The organism is Ewingella americana, assembly GCF_006438725.1.
GTDB classification, from domain to species: Bacteria; Pseudomonadota; Gammaproteobacteria; order Enterobacterales; family Enterobacteriaceae; genus Ewingella; species Ewingella americana_A.
In genome coordinates this window covers 23,548-45,026 of record NZ_RCZD01000022.1, presented here as the reverse complement: position 1 = coordinate 45,026, position 21,479 = coordinate 23,548, and the positions used below count along the sequence as shown (strand labels likewise).

Here is a 21,479-nt window from a genome sequence, read left to right as displayed (position 1 = left end):
ATTGAGCTAACCAGTACTAATGACCCGAGAGGCTTAACCTTACAACACCAAAGGTGTTTTTAGTCTGAGAGACTATRAAGTTTGATTTTCAGCGATGTTCCGAGATTGGTTCGTATGGCGTAATGGAGTGAGCGATCATGAAGTTGTGCGGTATGGATGAAACAGAATTTGCCTGGCGGCACTAGCGCGGTGGTCCCACCTGACCCCATGCCGAACTCAGAAGTGAAACGCCGTAGCGCCGATGGTAGTGTGGGGTCTCCCCATGCGAGAGTAGGGAACTGCCAGGCATCAAATAAGTAAAGCTTGCTTCTAATAGCAGGCAATTAGAAGAATAAGCGTGCTGATATGGCTCAGTTGGTAGAGCGCACCCTTGGTAAGGGTGAGGTCCCCAGTTCGACTCTGGGTATCAGCACCAGTAATAAGCGTAGAGTTCGGTAAATTAACAGAATTTGCCTGGCGGCACTAGCGCGGTGGTCCCACCTGACCCCATGCCGAACTCAGAAGTGAAACGCCGTAGCGCCGATGGTAGTGTGGGGTCTCCCCATGCGAGAGTAGGGAACTGCCAGGCATCAAATAAGTGAGAAACCTCAGTCGAAAGACTGGGGTTTTTTGCTATGGGGGTTTTGGTGATTTCTGCTCTGCTATCCGTTATCGCTAGAACAAAAGCTTCTAAATATATTCCTTAAAGCTGAAGATTTTTCACCTTGCTCATACTGTCTCGACTTTCGGTATGAAAAACGTTATCTTCAGGCATCTAGAAGTCTAAACGTATAAATGGATGCAGTGGGGAAGTTGCTATGCCTATTCGGGTTCCTGATGAGTTACCGGCCGTAAATTTTTTACGTAATGAGAATGTGTTTGTTATGACCTCATCACGTGCAAAAACGCAGGAAATTCGTCCTTTAAAGGTATTGGTACTGAACCTGATGCCAAAGAAGATCGAGACTGAAAATCAATTTTTGCGTCTTCTATCCAACTCTCCCCTGCAAATCGACGTGCAGCTATTACGTATAGACAGCCGTGAATCAAAGAATACGCCAACCGAACATCTGAATAACTTCTACTGCGATTTTGAAGACATACAGAATGATAATTTCGATGGACTGATAGTCACTGGCGCTCCACTCGGACTGGTTGATTTCTGTGATGTTGCCTACTGGCCGCAAATTGAACGTGTGGTCAATTGGGCGAAAGAACACGTCACCTCAACTTTATTTGTCTGTTGGGCAGTGCAGGCCGCTTTGAAGGTGCTTTACGGCACAGCAAAAATGACGCGAGAAATCAAACTATCCGGTGTTTATCAGCACCAGACATTGCAGCCATTAGCTCTATTGACCCGTGGGTTCGACGAAAGCTTTTTAGCGCCCCATTCTCGCTACGCCGATTTCCCAATAGAAGAACTGCGTAAATACCCCGATCTCGATATCTTTGCGGAGTCGGAAGAAGCCGGCGCCTACCTGTTTGCTACTAAAGACAAACGTATGGCTTTCGTCACTGGTCATCCTGAATATGATGCGGACACACTGGCGGGCGAATATCTGCGTGATCGCGACGCCGGGCTGTTACCGGACATGCCATTTAACTATTTTCCACAGGACAACCCACAGTTGTCACCGAAGGCGACCTGGCGCAGTCATGGGCATCTGTTGTTCACTAACTGGCTGAATTACTATGTTTATCAGATAACACCATTCGACTTACGTCAGATGAATCCAACCCTCGAGTAACGTCTGGGCCGAACCGGTGATCTTAGGGATCGCCGGTCACCGTATTCTCAGCAACCCCCTCCAAATATAACCTGCCAAATCGTTCTTCCTGTTTTTGAAAATGAAATCGCCTCTCGTTTTAATAAAAAAAATTACTCTTGTATCTCTATGTTTAGTATCGATAAAAAAATTATTTTTAAATAAAATGGAAATCGTTTTTGATTTTATCATTTTATTGATTACGCTTAGATCTTACGGAGCTTATAGTTAGGTTGAAGATCATTCGAGTAAAGCGGTCTTCAACCCCAGTCATCAGCTTCTTGAAATGGGCCAGCCGGAAGTTCACCATCTTGGCTGAAAAGAGAGAGATGTCAGGAGAAAGTACCGATGAATCAGCAGACAACACGCTCCGCGCTGGACTTTACGCGCCGCTTTACTGAGAAAGAGTCCCAGATATTAACTGATGAGGCCGTCGATTTTCTGGCTGAATTGATAAGTCACTTCACCGGTACTCGTAACAAGCTATTGCAAGAACGGACTGTCGCTCAGCAGCGAATTGATGATGGATGTTTGCCTGATTTTATTTCGGAAACGAATTCCATTAGATGTTCCTCGTGGAGTGTTCGCGGCATCCCCGTCGATCTTCAAGATCGCCGGGTTGAAATCACCGGGCCAGTAGAAAGGAAAATGGTGATCAATGCGCTCAATGCAAACGTAAAAGTATTCATGGCTGACTTTGAGGATTCACTCTCACCAGATTGGGACAAAGTCATCGAGGGCCAGCTCAATCTGCGTGATGCAGTCAATGGAACCATCAGTTACACCAACGATTCGGGCAAGATTTATCAGTTAAAACCGGATCCTGCGGTGTTGGTGTGCCGGGTTCGTGGTCTCCATTTGCCGGAAAAACATGTGCAATGGAAAGGGGAGGCCATACCCGGTGGCCTGTTTGATTTCGCGCTCTACTTTTTCCACAACTACCGTGCACTGCTGGAAAAGGGGAGTGGCCCTTATTTTTATCTACCTAAAACCCAGTCATATCAGGAAGCTGCCTGGTGGAGTCAGGTATTCAGCTTTGCGGAAGATTATGTCGAACTTCCCCGCGGAACCATCAAAGCTACAGTGCTGATTGAAACCCTGCCTGCAGTATTTCAAATGGATGAAATTCTCTACCATTTGCGCGATCACATCGTCGGTTTGAACTGCGGACGCTGGGATTACATCTTTAGCTATATCAAAACATTGAAAAATCACGCCGACCGCGTATTGCCTGACCGTCAGGCAGTTACGATGACGCAGCCATTCCTCAGCGCCTACTCCCGATTACTGATTAAAACCTGTCACCGTCGTGGGGCGCTGGCAATGGGCGGCATGGCGGCATTTATTCCCAGTAAAGAGACTGAGCGTAATCAATGGGTGCTCAATAAAGTTAAAGCCGACAAAGAGCTTGAGGCGACTAACGGTCACGACGGAACCTGGATCGCCCATCCTGGTCTGGCTGATACCGTCATGGCAGTGTTCGATAAGGCCCTGGGTGAACGTAAAAACCAGCTTGATGTATCCCGTCATGAAGATGCGCCCATTTCAGCGAGACAACTGCTCGAACCCTGCACAGGTGAGCGAACTGAAGAAGGAATGCGCGCCAATATTCGCGTGGCGGTGCAATACATTGAGGCATGGATCTCCGGTAATGGCTGCGTACCGATTTATGGCCTGATGGAGGATGCCGCCACCGCAGAGATCTCACGCACTTCAATCTGGCAGTGGATCCATCATGGCAAAACCCTCAGCGACGGTCAGCCTGTAACCAAGGCCCTTTTCCGCCAGATGTTGTGCGAAGAGATGCAGGTCATTCAACAGGAGTTGGGAGATCAGCGCTTTAGCGCAGGGCGCTTCGATGAAGCTGCCGGCCTGATGGAGCGCATCACTACGCAGGAAGAACTGATCGATTTTCTTACACTGCCAGGCTACGCCTTACTGGCCTGACCCCGTCCGACCCTACACAACTAACCCATAAAATTAAGAACAGGAAAACGCGCCATGAAAAACTCCCGTACACAACAAATTCAGCAGCTTGAAGAGACCTGGGCACAACTACGCTGGCAGGGTATCACCCGCCCGTACAGCGCCGCAGAAGTGGTAAGCTTGCGAGGTTCGGTCAATCCTGAATGCACTCTGGCTCAGAATGGTGCTAAGCGTCTGTGGAATTTATTGCACGGGTCATCGCGCAAAGGCTATGTGAACTGCCTTGGTGCCCTGACTGGCGGGCAGGCGTTGCAGCAGGCAAAAGCAGGTATTGAAGCTATTTATCTTTCGGGCTGGCAGGTGGCTGCAGATGCCAACACGGCGTCCAGCATGTACCCGGATCAATCCCTCTATCCGGTGAACTCGGTCCCGGAAGTCGTGGCCCGCATCAATAACACGTTCCGTCGTGCAGATCAGATCCAGTGGTCGAACAATATTGAGCCGGGTCAGGCCGGCTATACCGATTACTTTTTACCTATTGTCGCTGATGCTGAAGCGGGATTCGGCGGCGTTCTTAATGCATTTGAACTGATGAAAGCGATGATTGAAGCCGGTGCGGCGGCAGTACATTTCGAAGACCAGCTCGCTGCAGTTAAAAAATGCGGGCACATGGGCGGAAAAGTTCTGGTGCCGACCCAGGAAGCTGTCCATAAACTGGTTTCAGCCCGTCTGGCGGCGGATGTCCTTGGTGTTCCTACTTTGCTGGTCGCCCGTACAGATGCTGATGCAGCTGACTTACTGACTTCAGACTGTGACCCTTACGACAGCGCATTTATCACTGGCGAACGTACGCACGAAGGCTTTTATCGAACTCATGCAGGGATTGAACAAGCGATCAGTCGCGGGCTGGCGTATGCGCCTTATGCTGACATTGTATGGTGCGAAACCTCCACCCCGGATCTGGCATTAGCTCAACGTTTTGCAGACGCCATTCATGCCAAATTCCCGGGCAAACTGCTGGCTTATAACTGTTCACCGTCCTTTAACTGGAAAAAGAATCTGGATGATAAAACTATTGCCAGTTTCCAGGATCAATTGGCTGCAATGGGATATCAGTACCAGTTTATTACCCTGGCAGGCATTCACAGTATGTGGTTCAACATGTTCGACCTGGCGCATGCTTATGCTCAGGGCGAAGGCATGAAGCACTACGTAGAAAAAGTGCAGGAACCCGAATTTGCTGCCATCGGACGGGGATATACCTTCGCCTCACATCAGCAAGAAGTCGGTACCGGATATTTCGATAAAGTCACCAATATCATCCAGGGTGGCCGCTCATCAGTAACGGCGTTGACGGGGTCAACGGAAGAGCAGCAATTCGGCGTTTGATGCCTGCAGACCCGGTGTGCCCGGGTCTATTTTCTGATGTGGAGTGCCCCCCTATGCGTATTGAACTGTTAATTGCTCAGACAATTTTGCAAGGGTTTGATGCTCAGTATGGGCGCTTTCTGGAGGTCACTTCAGGCGCTCAGCATCGCTTTGAGCAGGCTGATTGGGTTGCCGTGCAGGCAGCAATGAAACAGCGGATCCACCTGTACGATCACCATGTTGGGTTGGTTGCCGCCCAGCTCAAATGTATCACTGGCCCCCATTTCTATGACGCGGCTTTTCTGGTGAGAGTGAAACAGTCTTACAGTGAGCTGCTACCTGATTACCCCCGGGCAGAAATTGCCGAGAGCTTCTTCAATTCAGTCTATTGCCGCATCTTTAAACACCGGGATTTAACGGCCGAAAAACTGTTTATTTTCAGCGAACAGCCGGATTGTCCACACTGCGCATTTCCCCGCCCATTGTTTCGTCGGTATGAAAATCGGGGTGATCTCTCAGGACTTATTAACACATTATTGGCAGACCTGCCGCTGCGGTTGGAATGGGAAGACAGTGACCGTGACGTTAGTTATATCACTCACGTCCTGCGCGCCGTCGTTACGTCTGAGCTGCTTACTACGGCTATTTTCGATGTTGCCACCGAACTGTTTTATCGCAATAAAGCAGCCTGGCTGGTGGGTAAAATTCGTATTGCCGGGCGAGTTTTTCCCTTCCTTTTGCCTATTCACCGCAGCCTTAAAGGTCAGCTATTTGTTGACGCTTGTCTGACTGACCGGGATGACGCCAGTATCGTATTCGGTTTTGCACGTTCCTACTTTATGGTTTATGCCCCTCAGCCTGGCGCATTGGTGGAGTGGTTGCGAGAGATCTTGCCCGGAAAAACTACGGCAGAACTTTACAGTGCCATCGGCTGCCAGAAGCACGCAAAAACTGAGTGCTACCGTGAACATCTGCATTTTATGGCACAAACTGACGAGTCATTTATTATCGCGCCGGGTGTGAAAGGAATGGTGATGCTGGTTTTCACCTTACCTGGCAGCGACCGTGTTTTCAAAGTCATTAAAGACCATTTCGCTCCGCAGAAAGAGGTCACGGAAGCACAAGTTATGGCCTGTTATCAGTTGGTTAAAGAGCATGACCGGGTGGGCCGTATGGCCGATACCCAAGAGTTTGAGCACTTTATTTTGCCGAAGAAGAATATTAGTGCAGAACTGATGGCAGAACTACTGCGCGAAGTTCCCAACAAAATAGAGCAGACTGGTGACAACATTATCCTGCGTCACTTATATATCGAGCGCCGTATGACTCCGCTTAATCTATTTATCGAGCAGGCCAGTGAAAATCAAATACGTGATGTTATTGAAGACTATGGCAATGCGATAAAGCAACTGGCTGCCGCCAATATATTCCCCGGTGACATGCTCTTTAAAAACTTCGGTGTCACCCGTCACGGGCGGGTGGTGTTTTATGACTATGACGAAATTTGCTATATGACCGAAGTGAATTTTCGTCATATTCCGGCGCCGCGTTATCCAGAAGACGAGCTTGCAAGTGAACCTTGGTACAGCATTTCCCCGCAAGATGTTTTTCCTGAGGAGTTTCGTCATTTTTTATGCGCCGACCCACGAATCCGCAGGGTGTTTGAAGAGATTCACAATGAGCTATTTAGCGCCGACTACTGGCTTGGGTTGCAACAGCGCATCCTGGCTGGGCATATTGAAGATGTGTATGCTTATCGACAAAGTCAGCGTCAATGTAATACAACGGGATGTATAAACATCCTGTCTAAAATATGTCATAAGCACTGAGATATACAGAACTACGAATCACCGAACTCATTAATACTTGGATCTCTGCTATTGTTGAAGCCGAACGAAGAGAAACTTGAAAAGTTCGAGCTGCTACATGAACTGTTGAAACGCCCAGAACCTGAAGGTGCAGAGCCAACGCTTAGGCGCTCAAAATCATATTCCTGAAAAAGGTTTTCAGGAAGAAGACGCTTAATATTAGGGTATAAATTTGTATGACGTAGTGCTGGCATGGGCTGATAGTGCCCGCTGGCATTTGTCCATGAGAGTAAAACCCCACAGCGAAAAAGCAGATCTCCGGCAAAAAGCACATCCTGGCATTTTGTTAGAGAAGTGTGTCCTTCAACCTCGAACCGACCATTTGACGAAAATACATTCCCCATGTTTATAGAATGACTTTCTGGTCGTTTAGCCCCAGAACTATCTCCTGAAATAAATCGATTGATAGGAGCATAAGCTTTGCCGCAATAAATACGTGCAGGATCGCTAAATAATATGACAAATAAGAAACGCCCATTGACTTCGGGCGTCGAATTCGCGTTACCATTAATTGATGATATCAAGTAATGGCCCGTCGCTGTGCGCTGTATAGTAAATATTTTATTTTGTGAGGCTGGAGTCTGCGGCGCTTCCAGTTTCAGCCCTAATGGAGTTAATGCCTGCTTCATCGAATTATGGTGTTTTAATATCTCCAGTTTTTCTCGAGTTAGCCCAGATGAAAAATAAGTTTCTAATAATTTTAACTCTTTCTGGTTTAGCAAGTTATATCCTTATAAAATAATGTATATAGCTGTAAAAGCATACCAGTATAGATTCATTCGTTTGCACATTTAATGCGAGAATCAACGATAAATAACTTAATTAATCATGATTCATCACTGTAATAATAAAATTTATATTTATGCCACAAATATTATCGCGTACCACCATACGCTTGAGTGATTTCTTTTGCTGCATGGATCACCAGTGCGCCCAATTCAGTGACGCGGTCATCGGTAATGCGTGAAACCGGGCCGGAAATTGAAATTGCCGCATAGGCATCGTTATGCTCGTCGTAGATGCAGGTCGCGACACAGCGCAGTCCCAGCGCATGTTCTTCATCATCAAAGGCATAACCCCGTTTACGGGTTTCGGCCAGTTCCTGCTTCAGGTTTACCGGCGAAGTTCGTGTCAGCGGCGTATAGCTGTGCAAACCAATTTTATGCAGCAATTTGACCAATCTCTCTTCCGGCAACGTGGAAAGAAACGCTTTACCAGCACCCGAAGCATGCATTGGTAACTTGCCCCCAATCGGGGCCGACATGCGCATCAACGCATTGCATTGTACCTGATCGATGATGATCGCTTGATAATCGCTGTGATCCAGCACCGCCAGATTAACTGTTTCACCTGACTCCTCCATTAAACGTCGCAGCATCGGGTGCACCATGGCCAGCAAGTTGCGGCTTTGTAGGAAGCTGCTGCCTACGACAAACGCGTGGGAACCGATAGTCCATAACCCCAAATCCCCCACCTGACGCACAAACCCCTGCTGCTGCATGGTGCTCAGTAAGCGATGTGTCGTCGAATTGGGCAGGCCCGCCTGCTGTGCCAGGTCCGTCAGTGCGACGCTACCCTGTGCTTCAGCGATGTACTCCAATAATTTCAGGCCACGGGTCAGGGATTGCACCTGCCCGGTGGCAGCACCGCCAGACGTGGCAGCGATTTTAGTTTTCTTAACGCGTTTGGCCGGGGTCGAAGCGGACGTTGCCATGGGCCTTTTCCTTATGAGATGCGCAAATTAGCGCCGAATAAACATTTTTTTGGAATTCATTTTCGTTTTTACAGTATGGATCGCAACTGGCCTTTTCGCTCATCCGATGTGTTGCATTCAGATTGCGGGATGTATTCCCGAATTGAAAAAGTCTCACGTTAGCCTGAGCTTTCGGCGAACCAAGGTATGCTAGGATGTTGACCATGATTTCCGGCTTGTGCTTTGGGTTTGCCGGTGGTGAGAGACAGGTGAAGAGGTGAGAGTGACGAATCAAGTTGAGGCGCTACGTAAGCAGTTAGCACAGCGCATTTTGGTACTGGACGGCGGCATGGGCACAATGATCCAAAGTTACCGTCTGGAAGAGGAAGACTACCGCGGCGAGCGTTTTGCCGATTGGGAAAGCGATCTCAAAGGTAACAACGATCTCCTGGTCCTGACCAAGCCTGAAGTGATCACCGAGATCCACAATGGCTATCTGGAAGCTGGCGCTGATATCCTTGAGACCAACACCTTTAACTCCACCACTATTGCCATGGCGGATTACCACATGGAGTCGCTGTCGGCCGAAATTAACTACGAAGCCGCGCGGCTGGCACGTATTTGTGCTGATGAATGGACCGCCCGTACGCCCGAAAAACCGCGCTATGTTGCTGGCGTACTTGGCCCGACTAACCGCACGGCTTCGATCTCCCCTGATGTCAACGATCCTGCCTTTCGTAATGTGTCTTTTGATCAACTTGTTGAAGCCTACCGTGAATCTACTCGTGCACTGATCGAAGGTGGCGCGGATCTCATCATGATCGAAACCGTTTTCGATACGCTCAACGCCAAAGCCGCGACATTTGCCGTGGAAACTGAATTCGAGGCCATGGGCATAGTCCTGCCTGTTATGGTCTCCGGGACGATCACCGATGCTTCAGGCCGTACACTTTCCGGGCAAACCACCGAAGCGTTCTATAACTCTCTGCGCCACGTTAAACCGCTTTCTTTCGGCCTGAACTGTGCGCTGGGGCCAGATGAACTTCGTCAATACGTGGCCGAGCTTTCACGTATCGCTGAGTGCTATGTCACGGCCCACCCGAATGCGGGCTTGCCGAATGCCTTTGGCGAATACGATCTTGGAGCCAAAGAGATGGCTGAACACATCGGCGAATGGGCGCGTTCCGGTTTTCTGAACATTGTGGGTGGCTGTTGTGGCACGACGCCTGCGCACATTGCTGCAATAGTCAAAGTGGTCGAGGGCGTGGCCCCGCGTGCGCTGCCGGACATTCCTGTTGCCTGCCGTCTGGCCGGGCTTGAGCCATTAACCATTGATGCCAAAACCCTGTTTGTAAACGTGGGTGAACGTACCAATGTCACCGGCTCGGCCCGTTTTAAACGCCTGATAAAAGAAGAAAAATATATAGAAGCCCTGGCTGTTGCACGTCAGCAGGTGGAAAGTGGCGCGCAAATCATCGATATCAACATGGATGAAGGCATGCTCGACGCTGAGGCAGCCATGGTGCGCTTCCTTCATCTGGTTGCTGGCGAGCCTGATATTGCCCGTGTGCCTATCATGATCGATTCCTCCAAATGGGACGTGATCGAAAAGGGCCTGAAGTGCATTCAGGGCAAAGGCATCGTTAACTCGATTTCAATGAAAGAGGGAGAGGAGGCTTTCCTCCGGCAGGCCCGAAAAGTTCGGCGCTATGGTGCCGCAATGGTCGTTATGGCTTTTGACGAACAGGGTCAGGCTGATACCCGGACGCGTAAAATTGAAATCTGTCGCCGTGCCTACAAATTGCTGACGGAAGAGGTGGGTTTCCCGCCTGAAGATATTATTTTTGACCCCAATATTTTCGCCGTGGCGACCGGTATTGAAGAACACAACAACTATGCTGTGGATTTCATTGAAGCCTGCGCTGATATTAAGTCCGAATTGCCGCATGCGTTGATTTCCGGTGGTGTCTCCAACGTGTCGTTCTCTTTCCGGGGTAACGATCCGGTACGTGAAGCTATCCACGCGGTATTCCTGTACCACGCAATTCGCAGCGGCATGGACATGGGTATCGTCAACGCGGGTCAGTTGGCTATCTACGATGACCTTTCGGCAGAACTCCGTGACGCCGTTGAAGACGTGATCCTCAACCGTCGGGATGACGGCACCGAACGTCTATTGGATATCGCGGAAAAATACCGCGGTAGCAAAGATGACGGCGAAGCCAATAAACAGCAGGCAGAATGGCGTGGCTGGGAAGTACGAAAGCGCCTGCAATATTCCCTGGTGAAAGGGATCACTGAATTTATTGAACTGGATACCGAAGAGGTTCGCCAGCTCTGCGCACGGCCTATAGAAGTGATTGAGGGCCCACTGATGGACGGCATGAACGTTGTCGGCGACCTGTTTGGCGAGGGTAAAATGTTCCTGCCGCAGGTGGTGAAATCGGCCCGTGTGATGAAACAGGCAGTGGCCTACCTGGAACCTTACATCGAAGCCAGCAAAGAGAAAGGAAAAACCAACGGTAAAATTCTGCTGGCGACCGTGAAGGGCGATGTGCATGACATCGGTAAAAATATTGTGGGCGTAGTGTTGCAGTGTAATAACTACGAAATTATCGATCTGGGTGTCATGGTACCCACTGATAAAATTCTTAAAACGGCGATTGAAGAAAAGGTCGATATTATCGGGCTTTCTGGGTTGATCACCCCGTCTCTCGACGAAATGGTTAACGTTGCCAAAGAGATGCAGCGCCGTGGGTTCACTATTCCGTTGCTGATTGGCGGAGCCACTACCTCCAAGGCGCATACGGCGGTGAAGATAGAGCAGAACTATAGCGGCTCCACCACCTATGTACAGAACGCCTCGCGGTCCGTGGGCGTGGTGTCCGCGTTGCTGTCGGATACCCAGCGGGATGCCTTCATCGAGCGTACCCGGAAAGAGTACGAAACTGTTCGCATTCAACATGCCCGTAAGAAACCCCGCACGCCGCCGGTCAGTCTGGAAGTCGCTCGTGACAATGCCACCAGCATCGACTGGGAGAGTTACACACCGCCTGTTGCCCATCGATTGGGCGTACAAAAGGTGGAAGCCAGTATCGAAACCCTGCGCAACTACATCGACTGGACGCCGTTCTTTATGACCTGGTCACTGGCCGGGAAATATCCGCGTATTTTGGAGGATGAAGTGGTCGGCGAAGAGGCCAAGCGTGTCTTCCAGGATGCCAATGAATTGCTCGACAAACTTTCAGATGAGAAATTACTGAACCCGCGTGGTGTGGTCGGTTTGTTCCCGGCGAACCGCGTGGGTGATGATATCGAAATCTATAGCGATGAGCGACGTGATGAGGTGCTGGTGGTCAGTCATCATCTGCGTCAGCAAACGGAAAAAACCGATTTTGCCAACTATTGTCTGGCTGATTTCGTGGCACCGAAATCCAGTGGTAAAAAGGATTACATGGGCGCGTTTGCGGTTACCGGAGGTCTGGAAGAGGACGCTTTGGCCGAGGCCTACGACAAGCAGCATGATGACTACAACAAAATCATGATTAAAGCCCTGTCGGATCGTCTCGCAGAAGCTTTTGCGGAATATCTGCATGAGCGTGTGCGCAAGGTGTACTGGGGTTTTGCTGCCAATGAGAATCTGAGTAATGATGAGCTGATCCGCGAAAATTATCAGGGTATCCGCCCTGCACCAGGCTACCCAGCCTGCCCGGAACACACGGAAAAAGGCGAGATCTGGAAACTACTGGATGTGGAAACCAACACCGGTATGCAACTGACTGAATCGTTCGCGATGTGGCCGGGTGCAGCCGTTTCAGGTTGGTACTTCAGTCACCCTGACAGCAAATACTTCGCTGTAGCGCAAATACAACGCGATCAGGTGGAAGACTATGCGGCACGTAAAAATATGCCGATCTCTGAAGTGGAACGCTGGCTGGCACCTAACCTTGGGTATGACGCCGACTAAAAATAACCATCATCCTTCGAACTGACTCGATGTGAGTTTTCACTTTAAGGCCTCTGCAAACAGAGGCCTTTTTAATCTTATTTACAGCATCTCCCCGCCATCAACTCACTTCCACATCAATATGTAACGCGTCATAGCGCCAATATTCCAGATCACAATCAATCACCCGGTCGTGCTGATCACGGTTAGTTCGGGTGATGAACAGCGCCGGGCTGCCTGGTGCGACTTTTAATGCACTGGAGGCTTGCTCAGGCAGGCGCGTCGGCAGCATATCGAAACGTACTCGTCCATAACTCACGCCGTACTGAGAGGAATAGAGGTCAGTCAGCGATTGCGTCAGGTCGGCACTGAGGATGTTCGGGAAGAAGTGTGGGTTGAGGTAGTGCTCAACATATAACACCGGTCGGCCGTCGATGTAACGTAAACGGCGGATGCGATAGACCTCACTTTTTGGCGGTAGCGCCAGCTTGCAGCATATGGCATCGCTGGCGGTCAGCGCCGAAGCATCAATCACTTGTGTTTGGGCACTGCGCCCCTGTTCCCGCGCCATGGCATGAAAGTGGCTGCGTTGCAGCGGGTTATAGACAATTCGGGGTGGCGACACAAACCAGCCGCGCCGCACTTCGCGATAAATCAAACCTTGTCCTTCAAGCTGACTCAGCGCTTCACGCAGCGTAATGCGCGTGGTGGAAAATTGCTCACTCAACTGACGTTCAGACGGTAGACGACCCTCGTTAGAGAAAGCGCCAGCGGCAATTTTTTCACTCAGTGTCAGGCAAATCACGGCCACGGTAGTCAGGGCTTCGCTCATAGGTCACAGGCCTCATTGCAGTGCGTTTTTGCACCACTACGGTGATCTTGTGCTGAATTAGTGTGCGCTTGTTAACAGCCTGATACTTAAAAATGCTGGTTTTTCGCACTGTAATATAATTATCACAATTGATCGTTAGATTGGCTTGGTTCTTGCTGGACTAGACCAGCACTCTCACACCCTACCATCTGGAGCATCCGTTATGAAACAGTTGTTCGCTTCTGTGTTAACCAGCGCGCTCGTTCTTTCAACCTCTGCGGCTTTTGCTGCTGAGCCTCCTGCTGAACTCATTAAGGCTGCACAAGCCGAAGGAACGGTTAACAGTGTGGGTATGCCTGATGACTGGGCGAACTGGAAAGGGACCTGGAGTGATCTGAGCACCAAATACGGCTTGAAACACAGCGATACCGATATGAGTTCGGCGCAGGAAATCGCTAAATTTTTGGCTGAAAAAGACAATGCCAGTGCGGATATCGGGGATGTCGGTGCTGCTTTCGGGCCGGTTGCTGTCCAGAAAGGCGTGACCCAGCCCTATAAACCAACGACCTGGGATCAGGTACCAGACTGGGCAAAAGACAAAGATGGTATGTGGGCGCTTGCTTACACGGGAACCATTGCGTTCATTATCGACAAGTCTCAGGTTAAAGATGAGCCGCACAGCTGGGCTGAATTGCTGAAAGGCAACTACAAAGTGACCATCGGTGACGTCAGCACCGCAGCGCAGGCGGCCAACGGCGTGCTGGCCGCGACGTATGCGATGGGCGGCAATGAAACCAACCTAAAACCGGGTCTGGAATATTTCGGTAAACTGGCGAAAGCCGGGCGTCTGAGTCTGACTAACCCAGTTATCGCCTCTCTTGAGAAAGGTGAAGTGCAGGTCGGTGTGGTCTGGGACTTCAACGGTCTGAGCTATCGCGACAAAATCGACAAAACACGTTTCGACGTCGTGATCCCTTCTGATGGCACCATCACGTCTGGCTATACCACCATCATCAATAAATTTGGTAAAAACCCGAACGCCGCCAAACTGGCGCGTGAATATATCTTCTCTGATGCGGGGCAGATCAACCTGGCGCGCGGCTATGCCCGCCCAATCCGTGCCGATCACATCACCTTACCTGATGACGTAAAAGCCAAACTGCTGCCATCGAGCGAGTATAAAAATGCCCATCCGATTGCCGACCCGGCCGCGTGGGATAAGAGCGCCAAAACGCTGCCGCGTCTGTGGCAGGAAAACGTCATGATCAACATGCAGCAATAACCGCTGAAATTAAGTCATAAAGGCAAAGCGTTGATGAAAAGCATTCTGGTGGTACTGGACGGCCTGAATTATCAGGTCGCCCGCGATGCAATGGGGTATTTACAGGCACAGTGCGCTGCTGGACGCGGCCGCTTGTATCAACTGGAATGCGAATTGCCTTCGCTGTCGCGACCTTTGTACGAATGCATTCTCACCGGCGTCACGCCGGTCGAGAGTGGCATTGTGCATAACAATGTTGACCGGCTGTCAACGCAGCGCAGCATCTTTCATTATGCCCGCGCTGCCGGGCTGACCACCGCTGCTGCGGCGTATCATTGGGTCAGCGAACTGTATAACCGCACGCCGTTTGACCCACCACGTGATCGACACACCAGCGATGAAACGCTGCCGATTCAGCACGGTCACTTCTATTACGACGACAGCTACCCCGACTCACACCTGTTTGATGACGCCGAAAGCCTGCGCCGTCGCCACGATCCGGATTTTCTGCTCATCCATCCGATGAACATCGACGATGCCGGCCACAAGTTTGGCCTCTCTACCTCGCAGTACCGCAACAAAGCCCGGGTGGCCGACGGTATTCTGTCGCACTTTTTGGGCGACTGGTTAGCGGCAGGTTATCAGGTGATTGTTACCGCCGATCACGGCATGAATGATGACCGCAGCCACGGCGGTATTTTGCCGGAAGAGCGGCAGGTGCCGCTGTTTGTGTTTGGTTCCGCGTTCAGCCTGCAACAGGCTGAACCGTTGCAAACTGAGCTGTGTGGCACAGTGTGCCAGTTGTTGAATATTGCCCACGATAAACCGCACTGCGCGGAATTGCTGGCCTGACCACGCCACTTTTTGAGGAGTGCCGATGAAAGCCAAGTGGATCGCCGCGCTATTCATGCTGCCGTTTGCGCTGTTTTTTATCGCTTTTCAGCTGGCCCCGCTGGTTTGGGTGGCGGTCAGCAGTTTTTACAGCGATACCTACGAAGCCTGGGGATGGGGAAATTACAGCGATATCCTCACTTCACCGTTCTATTTACAAGCCATGCGTTTCTCGCTCGATATCTCAGTCTGGTCGAGTTTATTCGGTTTATTGATTGCGTTAGTGAGCAGTTACTCACTACGCCAGCTAGGTCCAACTAAGCTGCATGATTTCGTCATGTCTTTCACCAATATGACCAGCAATTTCGCGGGGGTTCCACTGGCGTTTGCTTTTGTGATTTTACTCGGGCTCAACGGCTGCCTGACCTTACTGCTGAAGAAATATGGTCTGATGGAGAGTTTCAATCTCTATTCGAAGGACGGGCTGATTGTTCTCTACACCTATTTCCAGATCCCACTCGGCGTGTTGCTGCTCTACCCGGCCTTTGATGCACTGCGTGAAGATTGGCGCGAATCTGCCGCATTGCTGGGCGCAGGGCGCTGGCGTTACTGGCGACATATTGGTTTGCCGGTGTTGTTCCCTGCGCTGATGGGAACGTTTGTGATACTGCTCGCCAACGCGCTGGGGGCTTACGCCACCGTATATGCCCTGACGACGGGTAACTTTAACGTGGTGCCGGTACGTATTGCCGCGCTGGTGTCGGGGGATATCTCTCTTGACCCGAATATGGGCAGTGCGCTGGCAATGTTGCTGGTAGTACTGATGGCTTTTATTACCCTGATCCATCAGTGGTTTTTACGCAGGAGCTACCTCAATGTGCGCTGAAAATTGGGCCGACAGCCGGGAGAACCGCCATGTCACGCGCTGAAGAGGTTTATCACCGCCTGATCGTCTGGGTCTTAATGATTATCCTGTTATTACCACTGGCCGCGACGCTGGTTTATGCCCTGGTGAACGAGTGGGGCGCGACGATTTTACCCAGCGGATTCACTTTCAAATGGATGACGGCACTGTGGAGTGACCCGCGTTTTCTGGTCGCACTTGGGCACTCGCTACTGATCTGTTTTGGGACACTGTTGCTGTCTTTGGTACTGATCCTGCCGCTGATGTTTGTGATTGCTTACTACTTCCCTAAGCTCGATGTATTAATGAATGTGCTGATCCTGCTGCCGTTTGCTGTGCCTCCGGTGGTCTCCTCCGTGGGCCTGATGTCGCTCTATTCATCGGGGCCGCTGGTACTGACCGGTACGCCGTGGATCCTCATTGGCTGTTATTTCACCATCGCACTGCCGTTTATTTACCGGGCTATTTCCAACAACATGCAGGCCATTAACCTGCGCGACCTGATGGACGCTGCGCATCTGCTGGGGGCGAGTACCTGGCAAGCCGCACTGCTGGTGGTGTTGCCAAATTTGCGCAAGGGCGGAATGATCGCTGTGCTGCTGTCGTTCTCATTTTTAATCGGCGAGTTTGTGTTCGCTAACCTGCTGGTTGGCAGTCGCTACGAAACCTTGCAGGTTTACCTCTATAACATGCGCAACGGCAGCGGCCATTTCACCAGCGCCCTGGTTATCTCCTATTTCGTGGTTGTCCTGGCCTTTACCTGGGTGGCTAACGTACTGAGCAAAGGAAAGAGCTGATATGTCCTATTTACAGGTCACCCAACTCAACAAACATTACGGGCAGACACAGATTTTCAACAATATCGATTTCAGTGCCAGAGAGGGCGAGTTCGTCACCCTGCTGGGTCCGAGCGGCTGCGGTAAATCAACCCTTTTGCGCTGCCTGGCCGGGCTGACGTCGGTAGACAGCGGGCAGATCATTTTGCAGGGGCAGGATATCGTTCCGCTCAGCCCGCAGCAGCGCGGCATCGGCATGGTTTTTCAGAGCTACGCGCTGTTCCCCAATATGACCGTGGAAGGTAACGTGGCGTTCGGCCTGAAAATGCAGAAAGCCTCCTCCAGTGAGGTGCATCGTCGGGTTGGTGACGTGCTGGCAATGGTCGAAATGAATGATTACGCCAAACGTTACCCGCATCAGCTTTCCGGTGGTCAATGCCAGCGCGTGGCGCTGGCGCGATCGCTGGTCACCGAGCCACGCCTGTTGCTGCTGGATGAACCGCTGTCTGCGCTGGACGCGCGTATCCGCAAACATCTGCGTGAACAAATCCGCCGAATTCAGCGTGAAATGAATCTGACAGCGATTTTTGTCACTCATGATCAGGAAGAAGCCCTGACCATGTCGGATCGCATCGTGCTGATGAATAAAGGGAAAATCGTACAAAATGCTGATGCCGAAACCTTGTATACTCAACCGGTTGATGCGTTCGCTGCGGGGTTCATCGGCAGTTACAACCTGCTGAGTGCCGAAGATGCTCAGGCGCTGACGGGGCAGCAATACGGTGGTCAGGTGGCAATCCGCCCTGAATCGATTGTAATATGTCCGCCTGAACAGGGTATTTCCGCCCGAATCCTGCATCACAGCCTGCTCGGTAACGTCGTGCGCTATCGCGTATTGGCGAACAATGTTGAGCTGTCAGTGGATGTATTAAACCGGTCTGTAGCCTCCCTTCTCGCCGATGGTATTGAAATTGGTCTACAGTTAGATCTTGTTACGTTACGGGAAGTTGCATGAGTCTGGCGCTGTTTGATCTCGATGAAACCCTGATTAGTGGGGACTGCTCCAGCCTGTGGTCAGCCTATATGGTGGCGCAGGGTTGGGTAGCGGATGAGCAGGATTTTCTGCAACGCGATACCCAACTGATGCAGCAATATGCCGTGGGTCAGATGGATATGCAGGAGTACATGACCTGCACGCTGGCCCCGCTGAAAGGCCGCTGTGAATTTGACGTTGCGGCGATGGTCGGGCGTTATATTCAGGAAGTGATTGCCCCACGTGTCTATAATGATGCACGTGAATGTTTGGCAATGCACCGCGCCCGCGGAGATCGCACGGTAGTGATTTCCGCTTCCGGTGTGCATCTGGTTGCACCGATTGCGCATTTTCTCGGTGTGAACGAAACGTTGGCGATTGGTGTCGGCATTGAAAAGGGGATTTTCACCGGCACGACGCAAGGCGTGATGACCTACCGTGAGGGTAAAGTCACGCGGCTGATGGAACTGATTAATCAGGATATTTCACAGCTGCAGCACGCCAGTTTTTATTCGGATTCTCATAATGATCTGCCCTTGTTGACTCAGGTCGGCAAGCCGTATGCGGTCAATCCGGACGCTATCCTGCACCAACACGCCCGGCAGGCAGGATGGCCTGTTTATGCCTGGCGTTAACGGAGCTGTTCTTTAGTGTTAACTCTTCTTCATTTGCTGTCCGCCGTTTCACTTCTTGTCTGGGGTACGCACATCGTGCGTACCGGCATCATGCGTGTTTTCGGCGCTAATCTGCGCCGTGTGCTGAGCAGTAGCGTCGAGAAAAAACCGCTGGCGTTTGTCGCCGGTATTGGTGTCACCGCACTGGTGCAAAGCAGTAACGCTACCGCACTGCTGGTCACTTCATTCGTCTCTCAGGGGTTGGTCGCGCTGGCACCTGCGCTGGTCATTATTCTGGGTGCCGACGTCGGGACCGCGCTGATGGCGCGCGTGCTGACCTTTGATCTCTCGTGGCTTTCGCCGTTATTGATCTTCGTCGGCGTCTCCTTCTTCCTTAGCCGTAAACAGACCCGCGCAGGCCAGATGGGCCGCGTCGGTATTGGCCTCGGGCTGATTCTGCTGGCGCTGGAACTGATTGTCGCTGCCGCCACGCCAATCACTCAGGCCTCCGGTGTTAAAGTCCTTTTCTCCTCTCTGACCGGTGATGTCATTCTCGATGCGCTGACCGGTGCAGTGTTCGCTATCGTCAGCTACTCCAGCCTGGCCGCCGTATTGCTGACCGCCACGCTGGCGGCCACCGGGGTTATCTCCCTGAAAGTGTCGCTGTGTCTGGTGATCGGTGCCAACCTCGGCAGCGGTCTGTTGGCGATGATCAATGCCAGCAAACAGAATGCGGCGGGGCGGCGTGTCGCGCTCGGCAGTGTGCTGTTCAAACTGATTGGCTGTGTGATCGTGCTGCCGTTTATCGGGCCGCTGTCGGTCCAGCTGGCGCGGCTCGGCATCCCGGATGAAGAGTTGGTGATCTATTTCCACATGTTCTACAACCTGCTCCGCTGCCTGGCGATGATACCGCTGTCTGGCCCGATGGCCCGGGTGTGTGAACTGATGATTGTTGATGTGCCGGAAGAAGATCCCCGCCTGCGCCCACGTCATCTGGATGTCAGTGCCATTGACACGCCTACCCTGGCGCTGGCCAATGCTGCCCGTGAAACTCTGCGCATGGGAGACGTGGTTGAGCATATGTTGATCCTCAACCATGAAGTGATGCACGGCAAACTGACGCAGGACCGCGAAGTACGCCGTCTCGATGACGATGTGGATGTGCTTTATACCGCGATTAAACTGTATCTGGCGCAAATCAACAAAGAAGGGCTGGGTGAAGATGATTCCCGCCGCTGGGCTGAAATTATCGAAATGGCGCTGAACCTGGAACAGGCCGGCGATATCATTGAGCGTATGAGTGCCGATATTACCGCGAAATCCCATGCCGCACGCCGTGCGTTCTCGCCGGAAGGGCTGATGGAACTCGATTCGCTGCATGAAAAACTGGTGGATAACTTGCGCCTGAGCCTGTCAGTCTTCCTGTCAAATGACCTGACCAGCGCGCGGCGTCTGCGTCGTTCGAAACATCGTTTCCGTCTGCTTGACCGCCGCTATGCGCATGCGCATGTTGACCGTCTGCATCTGCATAACGTGCAGAGTATCGAAACCAGTTCACTGCATTTAGGTCTGTTGGGCGACATGAAACGTCTGAACTCGCTGTTCTGTGCCGTGGCCTACAACGTGCTGGATAAAGACGCGCAGGAAGACGATGAGCGTGATGACGATGACATAGTTAAACCGGTCTGATTGGCATAAAAGGCGCCGTGACGGCGCCTTCCTCTTTTTATCTGGCTGAATTACTTCTCTTTCTTCTGGACCGGCTTGCCAGACCAGTAACCGGCCAACAGCGAACCCGACAGGTTGTGCCACACCGAGAAGAGTGCGCCCGGCAGAGCCGCCAGCGGGCTGAAGTACATTTTACCCAATGTGGCCGCCAGGCCTGAGTTTTGCATTCCGACTTCCATCGCCAGCGTGCGGCAGGTGGTTTCGTCGAAGCCAAACAGTTTCCCGCCCCAGTACCCGCTCAGTAAGCCAATGCCGTTGTGCAGGATCACCGCCACAATGACCACCAGACCCACAGAACCGATAAAGCCCTGGCTGCCTGCGACAACGGCACTGATGATGGCCAAAATGCAGATCATTGAGAATGCCGGCAGCAGCGGTTCTAACCGTTTTACGGTTTTGGTAAACAGATGATGAATGACCAAACCGGCAAAAATAGGGATCACCACGATTTGCAGAATGCTTAACAGCATGCCAACGACGTCGACCTTAATGTGGGTGTCGACATAAAAACGGGTCAGCAGCGGGGTGGCGAAAACGCCCACCAGTGTGGAGACGGCCGAAATGGTCACCGACAGTGCGACATCACCTTTGGCAAGATAAATCATCACGTTAGATGCAGTGCCTGAGGCCACGCTGCCCACCAGAATCATCCCTGCCGACAAATCCGCCGGCATATGGAATAGCTTCGCAAGCACCCATGCTGCCAGTGGCATAATCAAATAATGCAGGAAGGTGGCGGCCGCCACGGGTGCAGGGCGAGACAGCACGCGCTTAAAATCACCGAACTCCAATGTAACGCCCATCGCGAACATGATCAGCATCAGTAGAGTAGCAACGTGTGGGGCAATAGGCGTAAACGTGCCCGGCGTGTAGTAAGCGGCCACTGACAGCAGCACGGCCCACAGCGGGAACAGGCGGGTTATTTTGGCTAGCATTGAGGATGATCCTTGTCTTTGTTGTTTTGCAGAAATACAG

General features: G+C 51.5%; 16 protein-coding genes, 1 tRNA gene and 2 rRNA genes. 15 read left to right on the top strand and 4 right to left on the bottom strand.

All coding sequences use genetic code 11. From position 1 onward, the window contains the following. Nucleotides 1-171 precede the first annotated feature (171 nt). The 7 genes from rrf (EAH77_RS24325) to aceK all read left to right on the top strand — a co-directional run bounded on the left by rrf (EAH77_RS24325) (nt 172) and on the right by aceK (nt 6,868). Nucleotides 172-287: ribosomal RNA gene (rrf, locus tag EAH77_RS24325) — 5S ribosomal RNA — on the top strand. Between the two features lie 52 nt (nt 288-339). Further along, nucleotides 340-415, top strand: a tRNA-Thr gene (locus EAH77_RS24320). Between the two features lie 37 nt (nt 416-452). Continuing rightward, nucleotides 453-568, top strand: a 5S ribosomal RNA gene (rrf, locus tag EAH77_RS24315). 229 nt (nt 569-797) lie between these two features. After that, on the top strand, nt 798-1,727 hold the full coding sequence (gene metA, locus EAH77_RS24310) for a homoserine O-acetyltransferase MetA (RefSeq protein WP_140475953.1): 930 nt from the start codon (nt 798-800) through the stop codon (nt 1,725-1,727). 366 nt (nt 1,728-2,093) lie between these two features. Beyond that, the gene (gene aceB, locus EAH77_RS24305) at nt 2,094-3,692 is read left to right on the top strand and encodes a malate synthase A (RefSeq protein ID WP_140475951.1); all 1,599 of its coding nucleotides are present in this window, start codon (nt 2,094-2,096) and stop codon (nt 3,690-3,692) included. A 54-nt stretch (nt 3,693-3,746) separates the two neighbouring features. Beyond that, on the top strand, nt 3,747-5,060 hold the full coding sequence (aceA, locus tag EAH77_RS24300; RefSeq protein ID WP_140475949.1) for an isocitrate lyase: 1,314 nt from the start codon (nt 3,747-3,749) through the stop codon (nt 5,058-5,060). Nucleotides 5,061-5,113: 53 nt separating this feature from the next. Beyond that, the gene (gene aceK / locus EAH77_RS24295; protein ID WP_140475955.1) at nt 5,114-6,868 is read left to right on the top strand and encodes a bifunctional isocitrate dehydrogenase kinase/phosphatase; all 1,755 of its coding nucleotides are present in this window, start codon (nt 5,114-5,116) and stop codon (nt 6,866-6,868) included. An 11-nt stretch (nt 6,869-6,879) separates the two neighbouring features. Here the strand turns inward: aceK and EAH77_RS24290 are convergent, their stop codons facing one another. Together EAH77_RS24290 and iclR are read right to left on the bottom strand one after the other, a co-directional pair. Further along, nucleotides 6,880-7,629 carry a hypothetical protein gene (locus EAH77_RS24290; protein ID WP_140475947.1) on the bottom strand — a complete coding sequence of 250 codons (750 nt, stop codon included), beginning with the start codon at nt 7,627-7,629 and terminating at the stop codon, nt 6,880-6,882. Between the two features lie 152 nt (nt 7,630-7,781). Next, a complete protein-coding gene (iclR, locus tag EAH77_RS24285; RefSeq protein WP_140475945.1) occupies nt 7,782-8,621 on the bottom strand; it encodes a glyoxylate bypass operon transcriptional repressor IclR in 840 nt (279 codons plus the stop codon). A 262-nt stretch (nt 8,622-8,883) separates the two neighbouring features. Between iclR and metH the strand changes: the two genes are divergently transcribed. Next, on the top strand, nt 8,884-12,567 hold the full coding sequence (gene metH / locus EAH77_RS24280) for a methionine synthase (RefSeq protein WP_140475943.1): 3,684 nt from the start codon (nt 8,884-8,886) through the stop codon (nt 12,565-12,567). Nucleotides 12,568-12,667: 100 nt separating this feature from the next. Here the strand turns inward: metH and EAH77_RS24275 are convergent, their stop codons facing one another. Then, nucleotides 12,668-13,378 carry a UTRA domain-containing protein gene (locus EAH77_RS24275; RefSeq protein WP_140475941.1) on the bottom strand — a complete coding sequence of 237 codons (711 nt, stop codon included), beginning with the start codon at nt 13,376-13,378 and terminating at the stop codon, nt 12,668-12,670. 202 nt (nt 13,379-13,580) lie between these two features. Between EAH77_RS24275 and EAH77_RS24270 the strand changes: the two genes are divergently transcribed. Genes EAH77_RS24270 through EAH77_RS24240 form a run of 7 tightly spaced genes read left to right on the top strand, consistent with a single transcriptional unit; the run spans nt 13,581 to nt 20,465 of the window. Next, nucleotides 13,581-14,639: an ABC transporter substrate-binding protein gene (locus EAH77_RS24270; RefSeq protein WP_140475939.1), complete on the top strand. Its 1,059-nt coding sequence runs from the start codon at nt 13,581-13,583 to the stop codon at nt 14,637-14,639. Nucleotides 14,640-14,672: 33 nt separating this feature from the next. Continuing rightward, the gene (locus EAH77_RS24265; protein WP_140475937.1) at nt 14,673-15,470 is read left to right on the top strand and encodes an alkaline phosphatase family protein; all 798 of its coding nucleotides are present in this window, start codon (nt 14,673-14,675) and stop codon (nt 15,468-15,470) included. Nucleotides 15,471-15,495: 25 nt separating this feature from the next. Next, the gene (locus tag EAH77_RS24260) at nt 15,496-16,335 is read left to right on the top strand and encodes an ABC transporter permease (RefSeq protein WP_140475935.1); all 840 of its coding nucleotides are present in this window, start codon (nt 15,496-15,498) and stop codon (nt 16,333-16,335) included. A gap of 29 nt (nt 16,336-16,364) precedes the next feature. After that, a complete protein-coding gene (locus EAH77_RS24255) occupies nt 16,365-17,150 on the top strand; it encodes an ABC transporter permease (protein WP_140475926.1) in 786 nt (261 codons plus the stop codon). A 1-nt stretch (nt 17,151) separates the two neighbouring features. Further along, nucleotides 17,152-18,144, top strand: coding sequence for an ABC transporter ATP-binding protein (locus EAH77_RS24250; RefSeq protein WP_140475924.1), 993 nt, complete (start codon nt 17,152-17,154; stop codon nt 18,142-18,144). Next, the gene (locus EAH77_RS24245; protein ID WP_140475922.1) at nt 18,141-18,797 is read left to right on the top strand and encodes an HAD family hydrolase; all 657 of its coding nucleotides are present in this window, start codon (nt 18,141-18,143) and stop codon (nt 18,795-18,797) included. Before EAH77_RS24250 ends, EAH77_RS24245 begins: the two co-directional genes overlap by 4 nt. 15 nt (nt 18,798-18,812) lie before the next feature. After that, complete coding sequence (locus tag EAH77_RS24240) at nt 18,813-20,465, top strand: Na/Pi cotransporter family protein (protein WP_140475920.1); 1,653 nt, start codon at nt 18,813-18,815, stop codon at nt 20,463-20,465. A gap of 50 nt (nt 20,466-20,515) precedes the next feature. On the opposite strand, the gene panS is transcribed toward EAH77_RS24240, so the two are convergent. Further along, nucleotides 20,516-21,439, bottom strand: coding sequence for a ketopantoate/pantoate/pantothenate transporter PanS (panS, locus tag EAH77_RS24235; protein WP_140475918.1), 924 nt, complete (start codon nt 21,437-21,439; stop codon nt 20,516-20,518). Nucleotides 21,440-21,479 lie beyond the last annotated feature (40 nt).